The organism is Lactobacillus sp. MRS-253-APC-2B, assembly GCF_012843675.1.
GTDB lineage: Bacteria > Bacillota > Bacilli > Lactobacillales > Lactobacillaceae > Limosilactobacillus > Limosilactobacillus pulli.
In genome coordinates, this window is sequence record NZ_JABAFO010000001.1 from 211,428 (window position 1) to 227,826 (window position 16,399).

A 16,399-nucleotide genomic window follows, 5' to 3' on the forward strand; every position below is an offset into this window, starting at 1 on the left:
GATGTCCGTATGAGTCGAAAAGTTGCTGTTATCGGAATGGGAAACGTTGGTGCCGCAGTTGCTCACTATATTGTCGCCTGTGGATTTGTTGACGACCTGGTGCTGATTGACAAAAACGAAGCTAAAGTCAAAGCTGACGCATTGGACTTCTACGACGCAATGCCAAACCTTAAGAACCACACCAACATCTTCGTTAACGACTACTCACAGTTGGAAGATGCTGACGTTGTGGTTTCCGCGCTTGGCAATATCAAGCTGCAGGACAACAAAGATGATGACCGCTTTGCCGAACTGCCATTTACGCGCGTTCAAGTCCGTGAGGTTGCTCAAAAGATCAAAGAATCTGGCTTCCATGGCAAGATGGTGGTAATTACCAACCCAGTTGACGTGATTACTTCAATTTACCAAGAAGTTACTGGTCTGCCAAAGAACCATGTCATTGGTACCGGGACGCTGCTTGACTCTGCACGGATGAAGCGGGCTGTGGCTCAGCGTCTACATCTGGATCCTCGTTCCGTTACCGGCTATAACCTTGGCGAACACGGTAACTCACAATTTACGGCTTGGTCAACGGTTCGCGTTTTGGATCAGCCAATTACTGAACTGGCCAAGGATCGCGGCCTTGATCTGGACAGTCTGGACCAAGAAGCACGGGTTGGCGGTTTTACCGTTTTCCGTGGCAAGAAGTACACTAACTACGGGGTCGCAACGGCTGCCGTTCGTCTGGTCAACACGATTCTTTCCGATGCCCACACGGAACTGCCAGTTTCCAACTATCGTGAAGAATACGGCACCTATCTTTCCTACCCTGCCGTGGTTGGTCGCGATGGCATCTTGGAACAGGTTCAACTGGATCTGACTGATGAAGAACTGGAAAAGCTGCAGACCTCTGCCAACTACATCAAGCAAAAGTATGCCGAAAGTCAAGAAGCCGCCAAAGAAGGCAAATAAGCATACCAAGGCAATAAAAAAGGATGGGTTATCACCCATCCTTTTTTGGCTTAAAGACTTCTTAGGTATTGGTAAACCTGTTGACCGGCAATCGCACCATCACCAACTGCTGTTGCTACTTGGCGCAGTGGCGTCTCACGCACATCACCAATGGCAAAGATGCCTGGTACATCGGCAGCCATCAGATCATTGGTCTTAACATAGCCCTGCTCATTTAGGATACCCAGATTCTTAAACGGCGCCGTCATTGGCAGGCTGCCAACGTAGATAAAGACACCGTCTGCTTGTAGCTGCTCATCCGCACCGATTTGCGAATTGTGTACCTTAACGCCGGTAACTTTGTTTTCATCGCCAAGCACTTCGGTAACGCTGGTGTTGAAGACAAACTCCATCTTGTTATTTTGCTTGGCCTGTTCTTGAATCAATGGCTGAGCCCGCAGCTGATCACGACGAACGACAACCGTTACCTTATCGGCCAGCTGAGTCAGATACATTCCTTCCTCAACGGCAGAGTCGCCACCACCAACAACGATAACATGCTTGTTTTTAAAGAAGGCACCATCGCATACCGCGCAGTAGGATACGCCGCGGCCACCATATTCTTCTTCACCTGGGACGCCCATATGACGCTGCTGGGTTCCCGTTGCAATTACCAGGGCCTTGGTTTCAAAAACATCGCCCATGTCAGTCGTCAGACGCTTTAGATCACCATCAAGCTCAACTTTTTCCACCGTTCCGTAGGCATACTGAGCACCGAACTGGGTTGCTCCTTGGTACATATCCTGGGCCAGTTCAGGTCCTTGGATTGACTTGAAGCCAGGATAGTTTTCGATTGCCGCCGTGTTGTTCAGATTACCGCCATAGATACCGCGATCCAGCATCAACACGGACAAATTGGCCCGTGAGGCATACAAGGCCGCAGTCATGCCGGCAGGCCCAGCACCAACCACGATTACGTCATAACTGGTTTGTTTTTCTTCTGCCATGTTGTTCCTCCGTATAATTTATGATTAATGCCATCTTACTTGGTTTAATTTTATTTGTCCACAACTTTGCTTACTTTTTGTTAGTTAATAAAAATGGGGCGCTGATAACGGCGTCCCATTTTTATGTTATTTCTTGGCTTTGTCCTCAGCAGTCATTTTGGCACCGAGTTCTTTAATGTATTCGCGCAGCTCGTCTTTGACTTCTGGGTGGTTCAGACCATATTCAATGTTGGTTTCGATCCAGCCAAACTTGTTGCCGACATCGTAGCGGTCGCCTTTGTATTCGTGGGCAAAGACCCGTTGCGTTTTGTTCAGCGTATTGATGGCATCCGTCAGTTGAATCTCATTGCCCTTGCCTGGCTTGGTCTTAGCCAGTACGTCAAAGATTTCTGGCGTAAAGACGTAACGGCCAATAATTGCCAGATCGCTTGGTGCATCTTTTGGATCTGGTTTTTCAACGAAGCTCGTGACGTTGAACAGCCCTGGCTTGACTTCCTGACTTGGATTGATCACACCGTATTTTGAAGTATCCTCATGTGGCACGCGCATAACGGCTAAAGTAGAGGCACCCGTCTCTTGATAGCTGTCGATCAGTTCCTTGGTCAGCGGCGTACCGTTGTTGTTGATGTCGTTTAAATCGTCACCAAGCATTACAACGAATGGCTCATCACCAATAAAGTCACGCGCCGTCAAAACAGCATCTCCCAAACCACGTGGGTGAGATTGACGAATAAAGTAAATGTTGATGTCAGTGGTTTCTTGAACCAGCTTGAGCATCTCGTCCTTATGCTTGTCACGCAGGTTGTCTTCCAGCTCTGGGTTGGAATCAAAGTGATCTTCAATCGAGCGCTTGTTTTTGCCATCAACAACGACGATGTCTTGAATGCCTGACTTGCGGGCTTCTTCAACGATAAATTGAATCGTTGGTTTGTCAACGATTGGCAGCATTTCCTTAGCTAAAGCCTTGGTAGCCGGTAAGAACCGCGTCCCCAGACCAGCTGCAGGAATAATTGCTTTACGAACTTGTTTCATTATCAAAAAATCCTTTCAGCTTCATAGCAGAATAGTTACACGCTTACATTCTACCATACTTATGGCAGATTATTCCATTTCAGATGTGGCCTTTCGACTCATCAGATTGGTAATCGCCGTTTCAATGTCTTCTCCTTCATAAAGAACCCGGTAGAGTGCCTCGGTAATCGGCATTTTGACATTGCGTTTTTGGGCCAGTTCATAGGCTGCCTTGGCCGTGTAGATTCCTTCAATAACCATACCCATGTTGCTGATGACATCCTCTAACTGGCGTCCTTGCCCCAGCTGATAGCCGGCTCGCCAGTTACGTGAGTTTTTACTGGTAGCCGTTACGACCAGGTCACCAACACCAGAAAGGCCAATAAACGTGAATGGATTAGCACCAAAGGCCACGCCTAAGCGCCGAATCTCAGCCAGTCCCCGCGTAATCAGAGCTGCCCGTGCATTGTCCTTGTAGCCCAGTCCCTGCAGTGCACCGGCACCGATTGCAATAATGTTTTTTAAGGCTCCACCAAATTCAGCGCCGATGACGTCATCATTGGTGTAAACCCGGAAGAAGTTGTTGGAGAACAGTTTTTGAACGCGCTCAGCTGCCGCCAGGTTGGCACAGGCGGCCGTAACCGCCGTCATATCTTGGATAGCAACGTCTTCGGCATGGCTTGGGCCGGAAAGCACGACAATGTCTTGACGATGGTTTTCATCAATTTCTTCGGCCAGCATTTGAGAAGGACGCTTGTAGGTTTCCTGTTCCAGACCCTTAGTGGCGTGAATCAAAAGTGGCTTTTGGTTCAGCTTAACCAGAATCTGATTCAGGTTACCGGCAACTTCGCGCAAGCCCTTGGTTGGAATGACCATCAAAATATATTCGGCACCCCGCACAGCTTCTTCCATGTCATCAGTCGCCTTTAGATCTGGGGAGTACTTAAAGTCCTTCATGTATTGAGGATTGATGTGCCAGCGATTCATCGTAACCACCTGTTCGGAGTCACGTGACCAAAGCATTACTTCTTGATTGTTGCCAACCAAAAGATTAGCTAAGACACTGCCCCATGATCCGGCACCTAAAACAGCAATTTTGTTACTCATATTTTTCTCCTTTCAACGATGCGGCATACCATGGTAATTGTTTTGAATGACGCCGCGTGATCCAAATTATTAGTGCACCAATAAAGAAGACGGCAGATAAGACTTGCGAGATGCGCAAGGGGCCGATCATCAGGCTGTCCGTGCGCATTCCTTCAATAAAGAATCTGCCAAATGCATACCACATAACGTAGGTCAAAAAGATTTCACCCTGCTTAAACAAATGTGGGCGATGGCGCAGGCTCACCAATAGCAAAAAGCCTGTCAGATCCCACAATGATTCGTATAGAAAAGTCGGCACGTGATAATGACCGCCAATATACATTTGATTAATGATAAAAGCAGGTAGGTGCTGAGCCTTTAAGGCAACCAGCGTCGTGATTTTCCCAAAGGCTTCTTGGTTGAAAAAGTTTCCCCAGCGTCCCATCGCCTGAGCCATAATCACGGTTGGCGCAATGACGTCCAGCATCGTCCAAGTCGATATTCTTCTCGCCCGGCAAAAAAGCCACAGGGTCAAAAAGCCACCCAGAATCGCGCCATAAATAGCGATCCCACCATCCCAGACTGCAATGATCTCACCAGGAAAACGAGAGTAATACGACCACTGAAACGCCACGTAATAAATGCGAGCACAGATTACAGCAATTGGCAGCGCCCATAAAAGATAGTCGTAAAAGTAATCCTCATCGAGTCCCTTGCGCTGGCCCTCACGAATCGAAAGCCACAGTGCCAAAACGACACCAGTTGCAATAATGATACCATACCAGTGAACCTTGATTGCCCCCAGGCGAAAGGCAATCGGATCCAAACTCAAGAGTGTATCAGTCATGCTCTTGACCCTGTTTTTGTTCCTTTGCCTGTGTGTCGTGAACCGAATTTTGTTGAATCAGCCGGTTTAAGTTGTCATCAAAAGTCTTGGTGGCATCGTATCCCATCGTTTCAGCACGATAGTTCATCGCTGCTGATTCAATAATAATAGCCAAGTTACGACCGGTTTTGACCGGAATTGATACCTTAGGAATGATAACGCCTTGAATCGTCTGGGTGTCACCACGGTCGCCAAGCCTGTCAAACTGTGCATCGGGCGTCCATGTTTCCAGGTGTACGATGAAGTTGATGATGTCGCTTTCCATAATGGCCCCGGCACCATACAGGTTCATCACATCAATAATCCCGATGCCCCGAATTTCCATTAAGTGATCAAGAATTGCCGGTGCTGAGCCAACCAGCGTCTGTTCGTCTCTGGCGTAAACCTCAACACGATCATCGGCAACCAGCCGATGACCACGCCGAACCAGCTCCAGCGCCGTTTCTGATTTACCGACCCCTGAGTCACCGGTAATCAGAACCCCAATTCCGTTGATGTCAACCAAAACCCCGTGCAGTGACTGCCGTTTGGCCAGACAGCCAACCAAATATGAGGTCATGTTGCTTAGAATTCGCGAAGAGGTCAGATGCGTACCCAAAATTGGAATATGAGCCTCTTCGGCAGCTTTTGACAGTTCTACTGGAATTGGCAGATCCGTTGAGATAACGAAGCATGGCGTCTGTGGCATGCACATCTTGGTCATATATTCCGTTCGGTGCTCTTGAGTCATGTCCTTGGCAAAAGAGGTTTCCGTAATTCCCAAGAGCTGAATTCGCTCAGCTGGATAATGAGTAAAGTAGCCGGCAAATTCCAATGCTGGCCGACAGATGTCACTGGTGACGATTGGCCGCTGCAGATAGTCTTCACCCTGCAGCACTTTGAGTCGGACGTTTTTGACCAACTCTTCAACAGTTACGCTTTCTGGCATTTTTATTCACTTCCTGATAATTAGCTTTCAAAGTGATTGGCAATAATCGTATTGCATACTGACATAATTAAGGCAATCAGCATGGCTGACCACAGCGATGAAAAGTAAAATGCGCTTTTACCAACTACGCTCGAGGTCATAATCAACATCAAGCCATTGATTACAATGCTGAAAAGTCCTAGCGTCAAGACGTTGATTGGCAAGGAGATCAGCATCAAAAAGGGTTTTACCAAAGCATTCAGAACTGCTAGCACCAGGCTGGCCAGCAAAGCTGCACCAACGCTGGAGACATAAAACATTCCGGTCTGAGCAAATATGCCCGCTAAGGCGATAAATAAAACGGCATCAATCAAAATGCTCTTAAAAAAGCCCATTAATCTTTCCTTCCTGATTTAACATCATGCTCTTCGACGTTATGCAATACTCGTCGTGATTCTTTTGGCTCCGGTTCGCCTTTTTTGGTATGGCTCAGCCAGTCAAAAAAATTGAAAGGTTGTGGGTCTGCTGGAATGATGATTGCCATCAGCAGATAGATCAAAACCCCTGGGACGATCGAAGTCAAAATCGTCAGCACCGCATAGCCGATTCGCAGCCATTTAGGATCGATCTTAAAATAACGACCCAAGCCGCCAAACACACCGGCAATATAACGATCGCTTGCTGATCGAGTCAGGCGACGATTTGGTTTATAACGCTGTTCTCTGGTCAAGATTTTCCCTTCCTTTCCTTATCTATCTTACTTTGTTTTCGCTTTCATCACAATCTGCTTTAACGTGGATTTTTCTTGCTGAGCCGCCATTGCAGATAGGCATTGATAAATGGGTCCAAATCGCCATCCATTACGCCCTGCACGTCATGGGTCTCATAGCCGCTGCGATTATCTTTGACCATCGTGTATGGTTGGAAGACATATGAACGAATCTGTGAGCCCCAGCCAATATCCAGCTGTACTCCTTCGATCTCAGCACGCTGCTTGGCCTGTTTTTCTTCTTCCAGTTCATAGAGCTTGGATTTCAGCATACTCATCGCCGTCTGACGGTTCTGCAGCTGTGAACGCTCAGCCTGCGAAGCCACCACGATCCCAGTTGGCAAGTGAGTGATCCGGACGGCCGATTCGGTCTTATTGATATGCTGACCACCGGCACCTGATGAACGGAAGGTATCAACGCGCAGATCAGATGGATCGATGTCGATTTGAACACTGTCATCAAGTTCAGGCATGACGTCAACACTGGCAAATGACGTATGACGGCGCTTGGCTGCGTCAAATGGCGAGATTCTAACCAGACGATGAACGCCTTTTTCACTGCGCAGCATGCCATAGGCGTTGCGGCCCTTAATCAATAGACTGACACTCTTGATACCGGCTTCTTCACCAGCTTCATAGTTGGCCGTCTCCACGACAAAGCCATGCCGCTCTGCCCAACGGACATACATGCGCAAAAGCATTGCCCCCCAGTCTTGAGCTTCGGTACCGCCAGCACCAGGATGAATTTCTAAAATTGCGTTTTTGTCATCGTATGGGCCATCCAAAAGCTGCGTCAGTCGATATTCACGCAGTTCTTTTTGCGTGGCCTCATAGTCATGGTCAAACGCTTCTTTAAGCTCATCATCGGGCTCAACGCTTAACAGTTCAATCGTCGTCTGCAGGTTCTCAAGCTGTTCTTTTAGATGCACGTAGGTGTCGCGTTTGGCCTTTAAGTCATTGTTTTCATTGATGACTTTTTGAGCAGTCTCATTGTCGTTCCAAAAATCAGGAGCGGTCATTTGATGCTCGTTTTCAGCGATACGCTCATTTAATGCATCCAGGTCAAAGAGACCTCCCGAAGCGTGCAACCTCAGCCTGCATTGCTTCTAAATTCTTTTTGGCTTCACTTAGTTCCAAAGTGACTCTTCCTTTCAATAATCAAAAATACGGCAGCGGTACCGTGCTTGGCGCCTTGCTGCCGTACCTGTTTGGTTTTATCGTTCAACGTTGTGTCTGATTTCCGACTTCATGAAAAGACGCGTTGTTTCATATTCAATATCGGCAATCATCTGTTCAAACATATGGTAGCCAGCCGTCTGATACTCAACCAATGGATTAAGCTGACCATAGCCACGCAGGCCAACTGACTGCCGGAACTGATCCATCACATCGATATGATCGGTCCAGTGAGAGTCCACGACCCGCAGGATAACAACCTTTTCAAACTCAAGCATCTGTGCTGGATCATAAAGCTGGCGCTGCTTGTCTTTATAGACGCCATTGGCCAGACTCATCAAATGTTTGGTAATCTCTTCTTGAGACTTTCCTTCAAGATCCTTGATACTGATCTGCTCTGGCTTGACCAGCGTTTCAACGGCAAAGTCAACAATCTCTTGGAGTTTCCAGTCCTTTTGATCACCCAGCGTGTGCTGATCAACCTCACGTTGAATCGTACGTTCAACCATTGGCATCAAAACCCACTTTAAGGACTTCTCTTCAGTAATAACCTGCTGACGCTCCTTGTAGATGATCTCACGCTGCTCACGCATTACATCGTCATATTGAAGCACGTTTTTACGCGAGTCGTAGTTGTTCCCTTCAACCCGCTTTTGAGCTGATTCAACCTGACGCGTTAAAAAGCGGCTCTTGATGACGGCATCCTCATCTTCAACCTTCATCCGTTCCAAGAAGGCCTTGATGCGATCGCCACCAAAACGACGCATCAGATCATCCTCCAGTGACAGATAGAACTGCGAAATCCCAGGATCACCCTGACGACCAGAACGGCCTCGCAGCTGGTTGTCGATTCGGCGACTTTCATGACGTTCAGTCCCAATTACCGCCAAGCCGCCCAACTCACGCACACCGGGTCCCAGCTTGATGTCAGTACCACGACCAGCCATGTTGGTAGCAATCGTAACGGCACCAACTTGTCCGGCATTCTTGATGATGTCGGCTTCTTTGGCATGGTTCTTAGCGTTTAAGACAACGTGCGGAATATGCTCTTTGTCCAGCATTTCAGACAGGTATTCTGACGTTTCAACAGCCACCGTACCAACCAAAACGGGCTGGCCCTTTTCGTGTAATGCCTTAATCCGCTTGACGACGGCCTTAAACTTGCTTTCCAAAGTTGGGTAGAGCAGGTCTGGCTCGTCAATCCGGGCTACGGGACGGTTGGTTGGAATCGAGATGGTTTCCATGTTGTAGATCTCACGGAACTCTTCTTGTTCGGTCTTGGCCGTTCCCGTCATCCCGGCAAGTTTTTTGTACATCCGGAACAGGTTTTGGTAGGTGATGTTGGCCATCGTCTTGTTTTCTTCTTGAATCGGCACGTGCTCTTTGGCTTCAATTGCCTGATGCAGACCATCTGAAAAGCGCCGACCCTGCATGATCCGTCCAGTAAATGAATCCACGATCAAGACTTCTTTATCCTTTGAAACCACGTAGTCCTTATCACGCAACATGATGTAGTTGGCCCGCAGCGCTTGATCCAGGTGGTGCGTCAAAGCCGTGTTCTCTGGGTTGTAAAGGTTATCCAGATTAAAGTACTTATCAGCTTTTTTGATTCCTTCATCAGTCAGCGAAACCGTCTTGGATTCCAAATCAATCTTGTAGTCGACGTCTTTTTTCAGTTTCTTGACGAAGCGGTCGGTCTGTTGATAAAGCTTTGACGTTCCCGTACCCGGTCCTGAGATAATCAATGGCGTCCGTGCCTCATCAATCAAGATTGAGTCAACCTCATCGACAATGGCAAAATTCAAGCCACGCTGAACCTGATCTTCTTTGTAGACAGCCATATTGTCACGCAAGTAGTCAAAACCAATCTCGCTGTTGGTTGAATACATGATGTCGCACTGGTAGGCCTTACGCTTTTCGTCAGGATCCATCTCAGAGTTGTTGACCCCAACCGAGCAGCCAAGCCAATTGTACAGCTGTCCCATTTCCGTTGCGTCACGCTTGGAAAGATATTCATTAACGGTAATAACGTGTACACCTTCACCAGAAATCGCATTAAGGTAGACCGGCATTGTGGCCGTCAGCGTCTTACCTTCACCAGTTTTCATTTCTGCGATGTTACCTTCGTGAAGAACGATGCCCCCCATGATCTGGACGTGGAAGGGATACAGTCCCAAAACCCGCTTAGCTGCCTCACGAGCAACGGCAAAGGCTTCTGGCAGCATATCGTCAAGCGACTCGCCTTTTTGGTAGCGCTGCCGAAATTCTGGCGTTTTGGCCTGCAGCTGCTCATCAGTCAGCTTGCTCATTTGATCAGCATAGCTCTCTACCCGATTGGCAATCTTATCAATCCGGCGCAGCTCGCGTCGATCGCTTTCAATCCACTTTTTCAGTATGTTCGCCATTAAGCGTCATTTCCTCCATTACAATGATTCTAAAAAGCTAAATCGCCAAGTGCGGTCTAACCCATTATCATTTTATTTTCATATTTTCCATTTTAACATGGAACCAGCGACATGAACACGAAACTGTTCAACGACCCTTAATCAATGCCGGCTTTTTTGTAACTAAAAAAGGAATGGCCAAAATTGCCATTCCTTTTCCTTTGATTACGGACTAGTTGATTTCAATCAGACCGTAGCGACCATCCTTACGACGGTATACGACGCTGGTACCATTGGTTTCAGCATCTTCAAAGACAAAGAAGTCATGTCCCAGCATGTCCATTTGCAAAACTGCCTCTTCTGGGTCCATTGGCTTCAAGGAGATTTGCTTGGTCCGAACGATCTTTAAGTCGTCACTGACTGGTTCGTCTTCAACATCAGGTACAAAGTCCATGTTCTTGTAGCCCTTTTCACGGGACTTACGGTTAACCTTGGTCTTGTACTTACGGATTTGACGTTCCAGTTTATCGGTAACCAGGTCAATGCTACCGTACATGTCGCTAGAGGTTTCTTCCGCCCGCAGCGTCAAGTATGGAAGTGGAATCGTTACTTCAACCTTGAAAGTCTTGTTAGGGTAGACCTTCAGATTAACGTGCGCGTTTGCTTCAACGTTATCTTCGAAGAACTTTTCCAGCTTGCTGATCCGCTTGATGACGTAGTCGCGAATCGATTCGGTAACTTCGACGTTTTCACCACGAATATTGAATTTTAGCATTGCACTTCTCTGTCGCTCAAAAATGACGAGATTTGATTATTTACCCACTATGCTTACCGTCACAGATTAATCTGAAAAGACGGCACCCAAGACCACTGCCCTTGCCTCAAGCAGCAGTCTACGGTGATAGCCACAACCGCAATTTTTCCAATAAATCAGCTATAAGACTTATTGGGTTGCTATTGCATAGTGCTCGCCAGATCTGCCGACAGAAATTCATCTCCTTCCAGTCCAAGCAAAAAGCTTGTTCTGATTGATATCAGAAGGACCACTCTTCTCATATCCTGATTCTATTATAGATTACTTTGCCTTAATAGACAAATTCATTTTGTAATCGTTTACAGAATTTTAACTGACCAAGGTGGCACTCTTGACTTCAAGACAACCGGCCTGATGGCATAAAACCGCTGCATGATATAGTGTCCGGCCGGTCGTATAGACATCATCAACCAATAAAACCCGCTGATGAATGATTTTTTGTGGTTGCGTCAGGCGAAAAATCTGTGGCGTTTTTAGACGTTCTTGCCGTGTTTTGGATGATTGTTTCTGTTTATTATTCGCAATTGTCGTCAAGGCCGTGGTATAGGGCAGTGTCAAAAGAGCCGTTGTCTGATTAAAGCCGCGCGTCTGCCATGTATGCGGCGCTATCGGAATGGGGACCAATACATCATAGTCAAATTCTTTTAAAAATTGGTTGAATTCAGCCTGAAAAGCCAAGCGCAGTCCATAGTCTCCTTGAAACTTATATCTTTTCATATATTCACGCATCATGTCATTATATGCGTAAAGACTTTGATTGGCCAATAGCCAGCCATACTGATGCTGCCATTGTTGACATTCCCAGCATATCGTTTCCGATGCCAGTAGCTTTCGACCGCATCCTGGACATGGATGAGTACTTTTCCTTAAAACAAGGCGACTTTGACACTTGATACATATTTTAGGCTGTGGGATTCGACCTGGCAGCAGCAATTGTTTTAGGCTGAGACGCTTTTCAATCGTCGCGCCGCAAAGCAGGCATTTTAGCAAGTAGACGCGCCCCCTTTTGATTCATATAGGCAATCTGATACAAAGCCTCGCGAACCCGGCGGCTCATTGCCCCAACGTAAAACCAGACGCTGCCAGTAGGACGCTTTTGTGAACGCCCCGCTCGGCCCGCCATTTGAACCAGCGCGGATGCTGAAAAAACCTCATCATCGGCACCCAGAATTATGACATCAATTTCTGGAAACGTAACGCCGCGTTCCAAAATTGACGTCGTAACCAAAAAAAATACTTTTGATCACGCATCGCCTGTACTTTTTCCAGACGCTTTGGATCACTGGCATAGACAGTCGCAAAATCCATCGTTTCCAAATCATTATGCAAAGCAAGCTTGACTGCCGGCAGATCCTTAACGTGTGGTACAAAAAGCAAAAAACGCTGGCCAGTCGCAAGCTCATGCTGCAGTGTTTGTCTGACTTTGGGCGGCAAATGACCTTTTTGCAGCTGAAGACGCCAGTTTAAGGTCAACTCAACTCTTGGTACTGGCAATAAATGGCCATGATAGCGCAACGGCAGATAACTGACTTGCAGTTGACCTCGCTTTACGGACTGCAGCAATGCTTTACCAGGCGTAGCCGTTAAAAAAGTCATCCCACCATCAGGCTTAACGGCATTTTGGGCAGCAAAGTACAGCTGGGGGTTAGTCGCAAATGGAAAGGCATCGACCTCATCAATGATCAGATTATCAAAGGCATGATAAAATCTCAGTAGCTGATGGGTGGTGCAGACGGTCAGCTGTCGATAGTGATACGGTTCTTGGGCTTTGCCGTACAACAGTGCAATCTCGCAGTTTTTAAATGCTTTTTTTAAACGCGGATAAATCTCTAGGCAAACATCAACGCGCGGCGAGGCCCAAGCGATTCGCTCACCTTGCTGCAGCCGCTCAGCCAGTCCTTTAAACATCATTTCTGTCTTGCCAGCTCCCGTAACCGCCCAGATCAATCGTCTTTCATGATGGCACATGCTCACCTGGACCTCTTTTGCTACCTGCTCTTGCAGCAATGAAAGCTGACCTTGCCAAATCAGCTGCGGATATGGCGGACAAAATTGATTTGGCTCGGCAACATGGTAAAATTTACTCAGCGTATCAACTCGACCTAGATTCAGGCAAATGGGGCAATAAAATTCATGATTGGGCAGCGCTGCGGCACTTAAACTGATTCTTGCACCGCAGCGCTGACAGATGATTGTACTTTTGGCAACTTTCATCGTTGGCAGTACCTTGATTTTTGCTGGCAGTGTTTTTGGCATATCAACGATTGGTACCAAGATCCGACGGCCAAAATAGTCTTCTATCATTTCAAATCCCCTCCTGAGATACTCTATGCCAATTAGATCATGTTCACATTAAATTAAGCGATAAAATAATAAAGAGGAATTTTTATGACTGCGCCATTTTTAACTATTGCTCAAGATGTCACCCATGAAATCATCATTAAAAAATCACGCTTTATCTGCAGCCTGTTTCGCGTTGAGTCTGAAGAGCAGGCGCAAGCGGCAATTACCCAGATTAATAAGCTTCACCGCAAGGCAACCCACAACTGCTTTGCCTACCTGATCGGCGAACACGACCAGATTCAGCGTGAAAGCGACAACGGCGAGCCCAGTGGAACCGCCGGCGTACCAATGCTGGAAGCTTTAAAGGCCAATCAGCTGCATAACGTTTTAGCCGTCGTCACCCGCTATTTTGGCGGCATCAAGCTGGGAGCTGGCGGCTTGATTCGTGCCTACAGCAATTCGGTATCGCAGGCTATCGAACAGGCCGGACTGGTCGAACGTGTCGAGCAGGCCGTTTTAAAAGTCAATGTTTCCTATTCACAGCATGACTCACTACTTTATTTTTTAAAGCAAAACAACCTTGAGATTGCCGCTGAAGATTACGGTGCCAGTGTCATCGTCAGCATATATGTTGATGAAGATCAGCTAAGTGAACGGCTAAAGCAACTGACTGATCGTTTCAACAACCAGCTGACAATTGAAAAAGGCCCGACGCGCATTCACGAGATTCCATATTCCAAGGCATAATTAAAAGAGAGTGAGAAAAAACTCCGAGAATCAGTTTGCGACCGATTTTCGGAGTTTGTCTTCGAACCTCCGCAAGGATGGCTAGGTCGGTCAAATGCTGATTTATCAGCATTTGAACTGCCAGCCAGCTACTGCGCTGAGGCATTATTATCCATACATAGTTAAGAGGTTGAGTTAATTCCCAGCTTCTTTGTTTATTTATTTTTCCTTTGGCACGCTCTTAAAGTAGCTCAGCCAAACGATCAGACTAAAAATCAACAGCATGATAAAGGCATGCTGCGTACCGATTGCCGTAGCTTTAGCCGTTCCAACATGCAGATGGTATTGACTCTGTGCCACTACGGTAGCCGAAAGCGAGGTCCCCATCGCACCAGCAAACTGCTGCAGCGTGTTCATAATCGCATTCCCTTGAGTTCGCTCCTTAACTTGCAAAGTATTTAAGGCACTGGTCATAACACAGCCCATACACGCACCCATGCCGCCCATATACAAAATATAGATCAGCATAATAAACATATTGCTTAGCTGTCGGCTGAAGGCTGCAAACAGCACCAATGAGATCACACAGCTGGTAAAGCCGGCTAAAATCGGCTTGCGCGGACCATATTGGTCCAGCAGCTTGCCACCAAACGGACCAAAAAATGCTCCCATAAAGCCAGCCGGTAAGACCAATAGCCCAGCCAGCAGCGCTGAGTTGCCATTGACCAGCTGAATATAATTTGGCAACAAAAAGGCAAAGCCCAATGAGATGATCTGCGTCAAAAAGAAGCCCAGTACGTGTCCAGCAAAAGCTTGGTTATTAAACAGTCTTAGATTCAAGATTGGCACCGCAATCTTTAGTGAGCGCACAATCAAAACAATCATGCCAATCAGTCCAAACAAAAGTGCGCCACCAACTTGCCAGCTTAAGAATTGACCACTGCTGAGGTTGCTGAAGCCAAAAATCAAGCCGGAAAACATCATGGCAATACCAGCAAAGCTGATGCCATCGATTTTTTGCCGCTCAATAGCCGATTTTTGCTCAATACCCCAGATTCCCAAGAGCAAAGAGATTACCAATAGTGGTAATAAAAAGTAAAAGACCCAACGCCAGCCAAAACTGCTGACGACGATTCCGCCAAAGGTTGGACCGATTGCTGGCGCGATCCCGGTAATCATATTGGCCAGTCCCATCATAAAACCAATTTTACTTTGCGGTACCTGTTCCAAAATAATATTGAACATCAATGGTAAGGCAATCCCCGTTCCAATTCCTTGAATTGCTCGCCCCATCAGCAAAAAGGCAAAGCTGCCCGCCAAAGCATCAATCAAAGCCCCAGTAATAAACAGCAGATTGGCACATAAAAATAATTTTTTGGTTGCAAACGACTTCTTTAAGATGGCTGACAGTGGCACGATAATTGCCACGATCAATAGATAGATCGATGTCATCCACTGAACCATGTTTGTTGTAATATCAAATTCCTTCATCAATGTGGGGAAGGTTATGTTCATTGCCGTTTCCACAATCACACCGCTAAACGACATCAGTCCCGTTGCTAGAATCGCTGCGTAGACCCGCTTATCGATTCGATCCGTTTGATTCACTAATCATCACTCTTTTCTTGCAGATATGCCAAAACTTCTTCAAAGTCTGCCAGCTGTTGAGAAGAAAAACGATTTTCCAAACGCTGCTGACGCATGTCAAGATACTGACGAGCAGTCTTGGCAAACACCCTGGCCTGCGGTGTTAATGAAACGATCTTGCTGCGCCGGTCATTGCTGGCAGTTTTTCTGGTAACCAACCTTGCTTTTTCCATTCGCTGCAGCATCTTGGCCGTCGTCGACCGTTTGATGTTGAATTCCAATTCAATCGCATGCTGCGTACTTTGCCATTGTGGCTGGTTGGCCAAAAAATCAATCGTTGACAGCTGCTGTCCGGTCAATCCATATTCATTTGCAAAATGATCAAACTTCCAGGCCAGATAGTTGGCAGTTTGGTGTAGTTCTTTTTCCAGATAGCTCATGTTTTTCTCCTTTTTGTTAGCTGGCTAACATTAATATGCTAAGGCATGTCTCATTGCCTGTCAAAACAAAAAAGACTGACATTGATTTTCATCAATGTCAGTCTTTTGTTTAAATTAACCAAGCAATGATTGAACTACTTCCAAACCGATCAAAACGATAACTAAAACTAAGATCAATCGCACCGAAGCAATGGTTTTTCGATCATGACTCTTAATCTTTGTCCAATTAAAGCCCAAATACGCGCCAACCAGCAGTACGCAGCCCAAAAAGCCGCCTAGATCAGAAACAAAGTGCTGATGCCGAATTGAAAAGCTCGAAATCAAAAAGATACCGACTGCTCCTAATGCAGCCCAGAGCCATTGACGATGCTTCAAAAATTTTTCCATAGTTCA

General features: G+C 46.8%; 17 protein-coding genes and 1 pseudogene. 3 read left to right on the plus strand and 15 right to left on the minus strand.

Annotated elements, in window-relative coordinates; all coding sequences use genetic code 11:
* Positions 1–9: 9 nt before the first annotated feature.
* Positions 10–951 carry an L-lactate dehydrogenase gene (locus HF864_RS01020; protein ID WP_169461274.1) on the plus strand — a complete coding sequence of 314 codons (942 nt, stop codon included), beginning with the start codon at positions 10–12 and terminating at the stop codon, positions 949–951.
* 50 nt (positions 952–1,001) lie between these two features.
* On the opposite strand, the gene trxB is transcribed toward HF864_RS01020, so the two are convergent.
* The 11 genes from trxB to HF864_RS01075 all read right to left on the minus strand — a co-directional run bounded on the left by trxB (position 1,002) and on the right by HF864_RS01075 (position 11,687).
* A complete protein-coding gene (trxB, locus tag HF864_RS01025; protein ID WP_169461275.1) occupies positions 1,002–1,937 on the minus strand; it encodes a thioredoxin-disulfide reductase in 936 nt (311 codons plus the stop codon).
* A 126-nt stretch (positions 1,938–2,063) separates the two neighbouring features.
* Positions 2,064–2,969, minus strand: coding sequence for a UTP--glucose-1-phosphate uridylyltransferase GalU (galU, locus tag HF864_RS01030; RefSeq protein WP_169461276.1), 906 nt, complete (start codon positions 2,967–2,969; stop codon positions 2,064–2,066).
* Positions 2,970–3,038: 69 nt separating this feature from the next.
* Positions 3,039–4,055, minus strand: coding sequence for an NAD(P)H-dependent glycerol-3-phosphate dehydrogenase (locus HF864_RS01035; protein ID WP_169461277.1), 1,017 nt, complete (start codon positions 4,053–4,055; stop codon positions 3,039–3,041).
* The gene (gene lgt / locus HF864_RS01040; protein ID WP_169461278.1) at positions 4,048–4,881 is read right to left on the minus strand and encodes a prolipoprotein diacylglyceryl transferase; all 834 of its coding nucleotides are present in this window, start codon (positions 4,879–4,881) and stop codon (positions 4,048–4,050) included. The genes HF864_RS01035 and lgt overlap by 8 nt, the downstream gene beginning before the upstream one ends.
* Positions 4,874–5,848 carry an HPr(Ser) kinase/phosphatase gene (gene hprK, locus HF864_RS01045; RefSeq protein WP_169461279.1) on the minus strand — a complete coding sequence of 325 codons (975 nt, stop codon included), beginning with the start codon at positions 5,846–5,848 and terminating at the stop codon, positions 4,874–4,876. The genes lgt and hprK overlap by 8 nt, the downstream gene beginning before the upstream one ends.
* A 20-nt stretch (positions 5,849–5,868) precedes the next feature.
* On the minus strand, positions 5,869–6,222 hold the full coding sequence (locus tag HF864_RS01050; protein WP_169461280.1) for a phage holin family protein: 354 nt from the start codon (positions 6,220–6,222) through the stop codon (positions 5,869–5,871).
* Positions 6,222–6,557 carry a PspC domain-containing protein gene (locus tag HF864_RS01055; protein WP_169461281.1) on the minus strand — a complete coding sequence of 112 codons (336 nt, stop codon included), beginning with the start codon at positions 6,555–6,557 and terminating at the stop codon, positions 6,222–6,224. Before HF864_RS01055 ends, HF864_RS01050 begins: the two co-directional genes overlap by 1 nt.
* A 59-nt stretch (positions 6,558–6,616) precedes the next feature.
* Positions 6,617–7,733, minus strand: a protein-coding gene (gene prfB, locus HF864_RS01060) for a peptide chain release factor 2 (RefSeq protein ID WP_169461282.1) whose coding sequence is annotated in 2 segments (ribosomal slippage) — positions 6,617–7,672 and positions 7,674–7,733 — 1,116 coding nt in all. Because the reading frame shifts where the segments join, the coding sequence is not laid out codon by codon here.
* Between the two features lie 77 nt (positions 7,734–7,810).
* Positions 7,811–10,177 (minus strand): preprotein translocase subunit SecA, encoded by a 2,367-nt coding sequence (gene secA / locus HF864_RS01065; RefSeq protein ID WP_169461283.1) that lies wholly within the window; start codon positions 10,175–10,177, stop codon positions 7,811–7,813.
* A 211-nt stretch (positions 10,178–10,388) separates the two neighbouring features.
* Positions 10,389–10,931 (minus strand): ribosome-associated translation inhibitor RaiA, encoded by a 543-nt coding sequence (gene raiA / locus HF864_RS01070; protein WP_006500424.1) that lies wholly within the window; start codon positions 10,929–10,931, stop codon positions 10,389–10,391.
* Positions 10,932–11,279: 348 nt separating this feature from the next.
* Positions 11,280–11,687 carry a phosphoribosyltransferase family protein gene (locus HF864_RS01075; RefSeq protein WP_169461284.1) on the minus strand — a complete coding sequence of 136 codons (408 nt, stop codon included), beginning with the start codon at positions 11,685–11,687 and terminating at the stop codon, positions 11,280–11,282.
* 23 nt (positions 11,688–11,710) lie between these two features.
* Between HF864_RS01075 and HF864_RS01080 the strand changes: the two genes are divergently transcribed.
* Positions 11,711–11,863 (plus strand): hypothetical protein, encoded by a 153-nt coding sequence (locus HF864_RS01080; protein WP_169461285.1) that lies wholly within the window; start codon positions 11,711–11,713, stop codon positions 11,861–11,863.
* A gap of 62 nt (positions 11,864–11,925) precedes the next feature.
* Here the strand turns inward: HF864_RS01080 and HF864_RS01085 are convergent.
* Positions 11,926–13,274: pseudogene (locus HF864_RS01085) on the minus strand (helicase-related protein).
* An 84-nt stretch (positions 13,275–13,358) separates the two neighbouring features.
* Between HF864_RS01085 and HF864_RS01090 the strand changes: the two are divergent.
* A complete protein-coding gene (locus HF864_RS01090) occupies positions 13,359–14,000 on the plus strand; it encodes a YigZ family protein (protein ID WP_169461286.1) in 642 nt (213 codons plus the stop codon).
* 198 nt (positions 14,001–14,198) lie between these two features.
* Here HF864_RS01090 and HF864_RS01095 read toward each other — a convergent pair whose 3' ends face one another.
* The 3 genes from HF864_RS01095 to HF864_RS01105 all read right to left on the minus strand — a co-directional run bounded on the left by HF864_RS01095 (position 14,199) and on the right by HF864_RS01105 (position 16,393).
* Positions 14,199–15,587, minus strand: a complete 1,389-nt coding sequence (locus HF864_RS01095) for an MFS transporter (RefSeq protein WP_169461287.1) — start codon at positions 15,585–15,587, stop codon at positions 14,199–14,201.
* Complete coding sequence (locus HF864_RS01100; protein ID WP_169461288.1) at positions 15,587–16,006, minus strand: MarR family transcriptional regulator; 420 nt, start codon at positions 16,004–16,006, stop codon at positions 15,587–15,589. Before HF864_RS01100 ends, HF864_RS01095 begins: the two co-directional genes overlap by 1 nt.
* Positions 16,007–16,120: 114 nt before the next feature.
* Positions 16,121–16,393 (minus strand): hypothetical protein, encoded by a 273-nt coding sequence (locus HF864_RS01105; protein WP_169461289.1) that lies wholly within the window; start codon positions 16,391–16,393, stop codon positions 16,121–16,123.
* Positions 16,394–16,399: the final 6 nt, after the last annotated feature.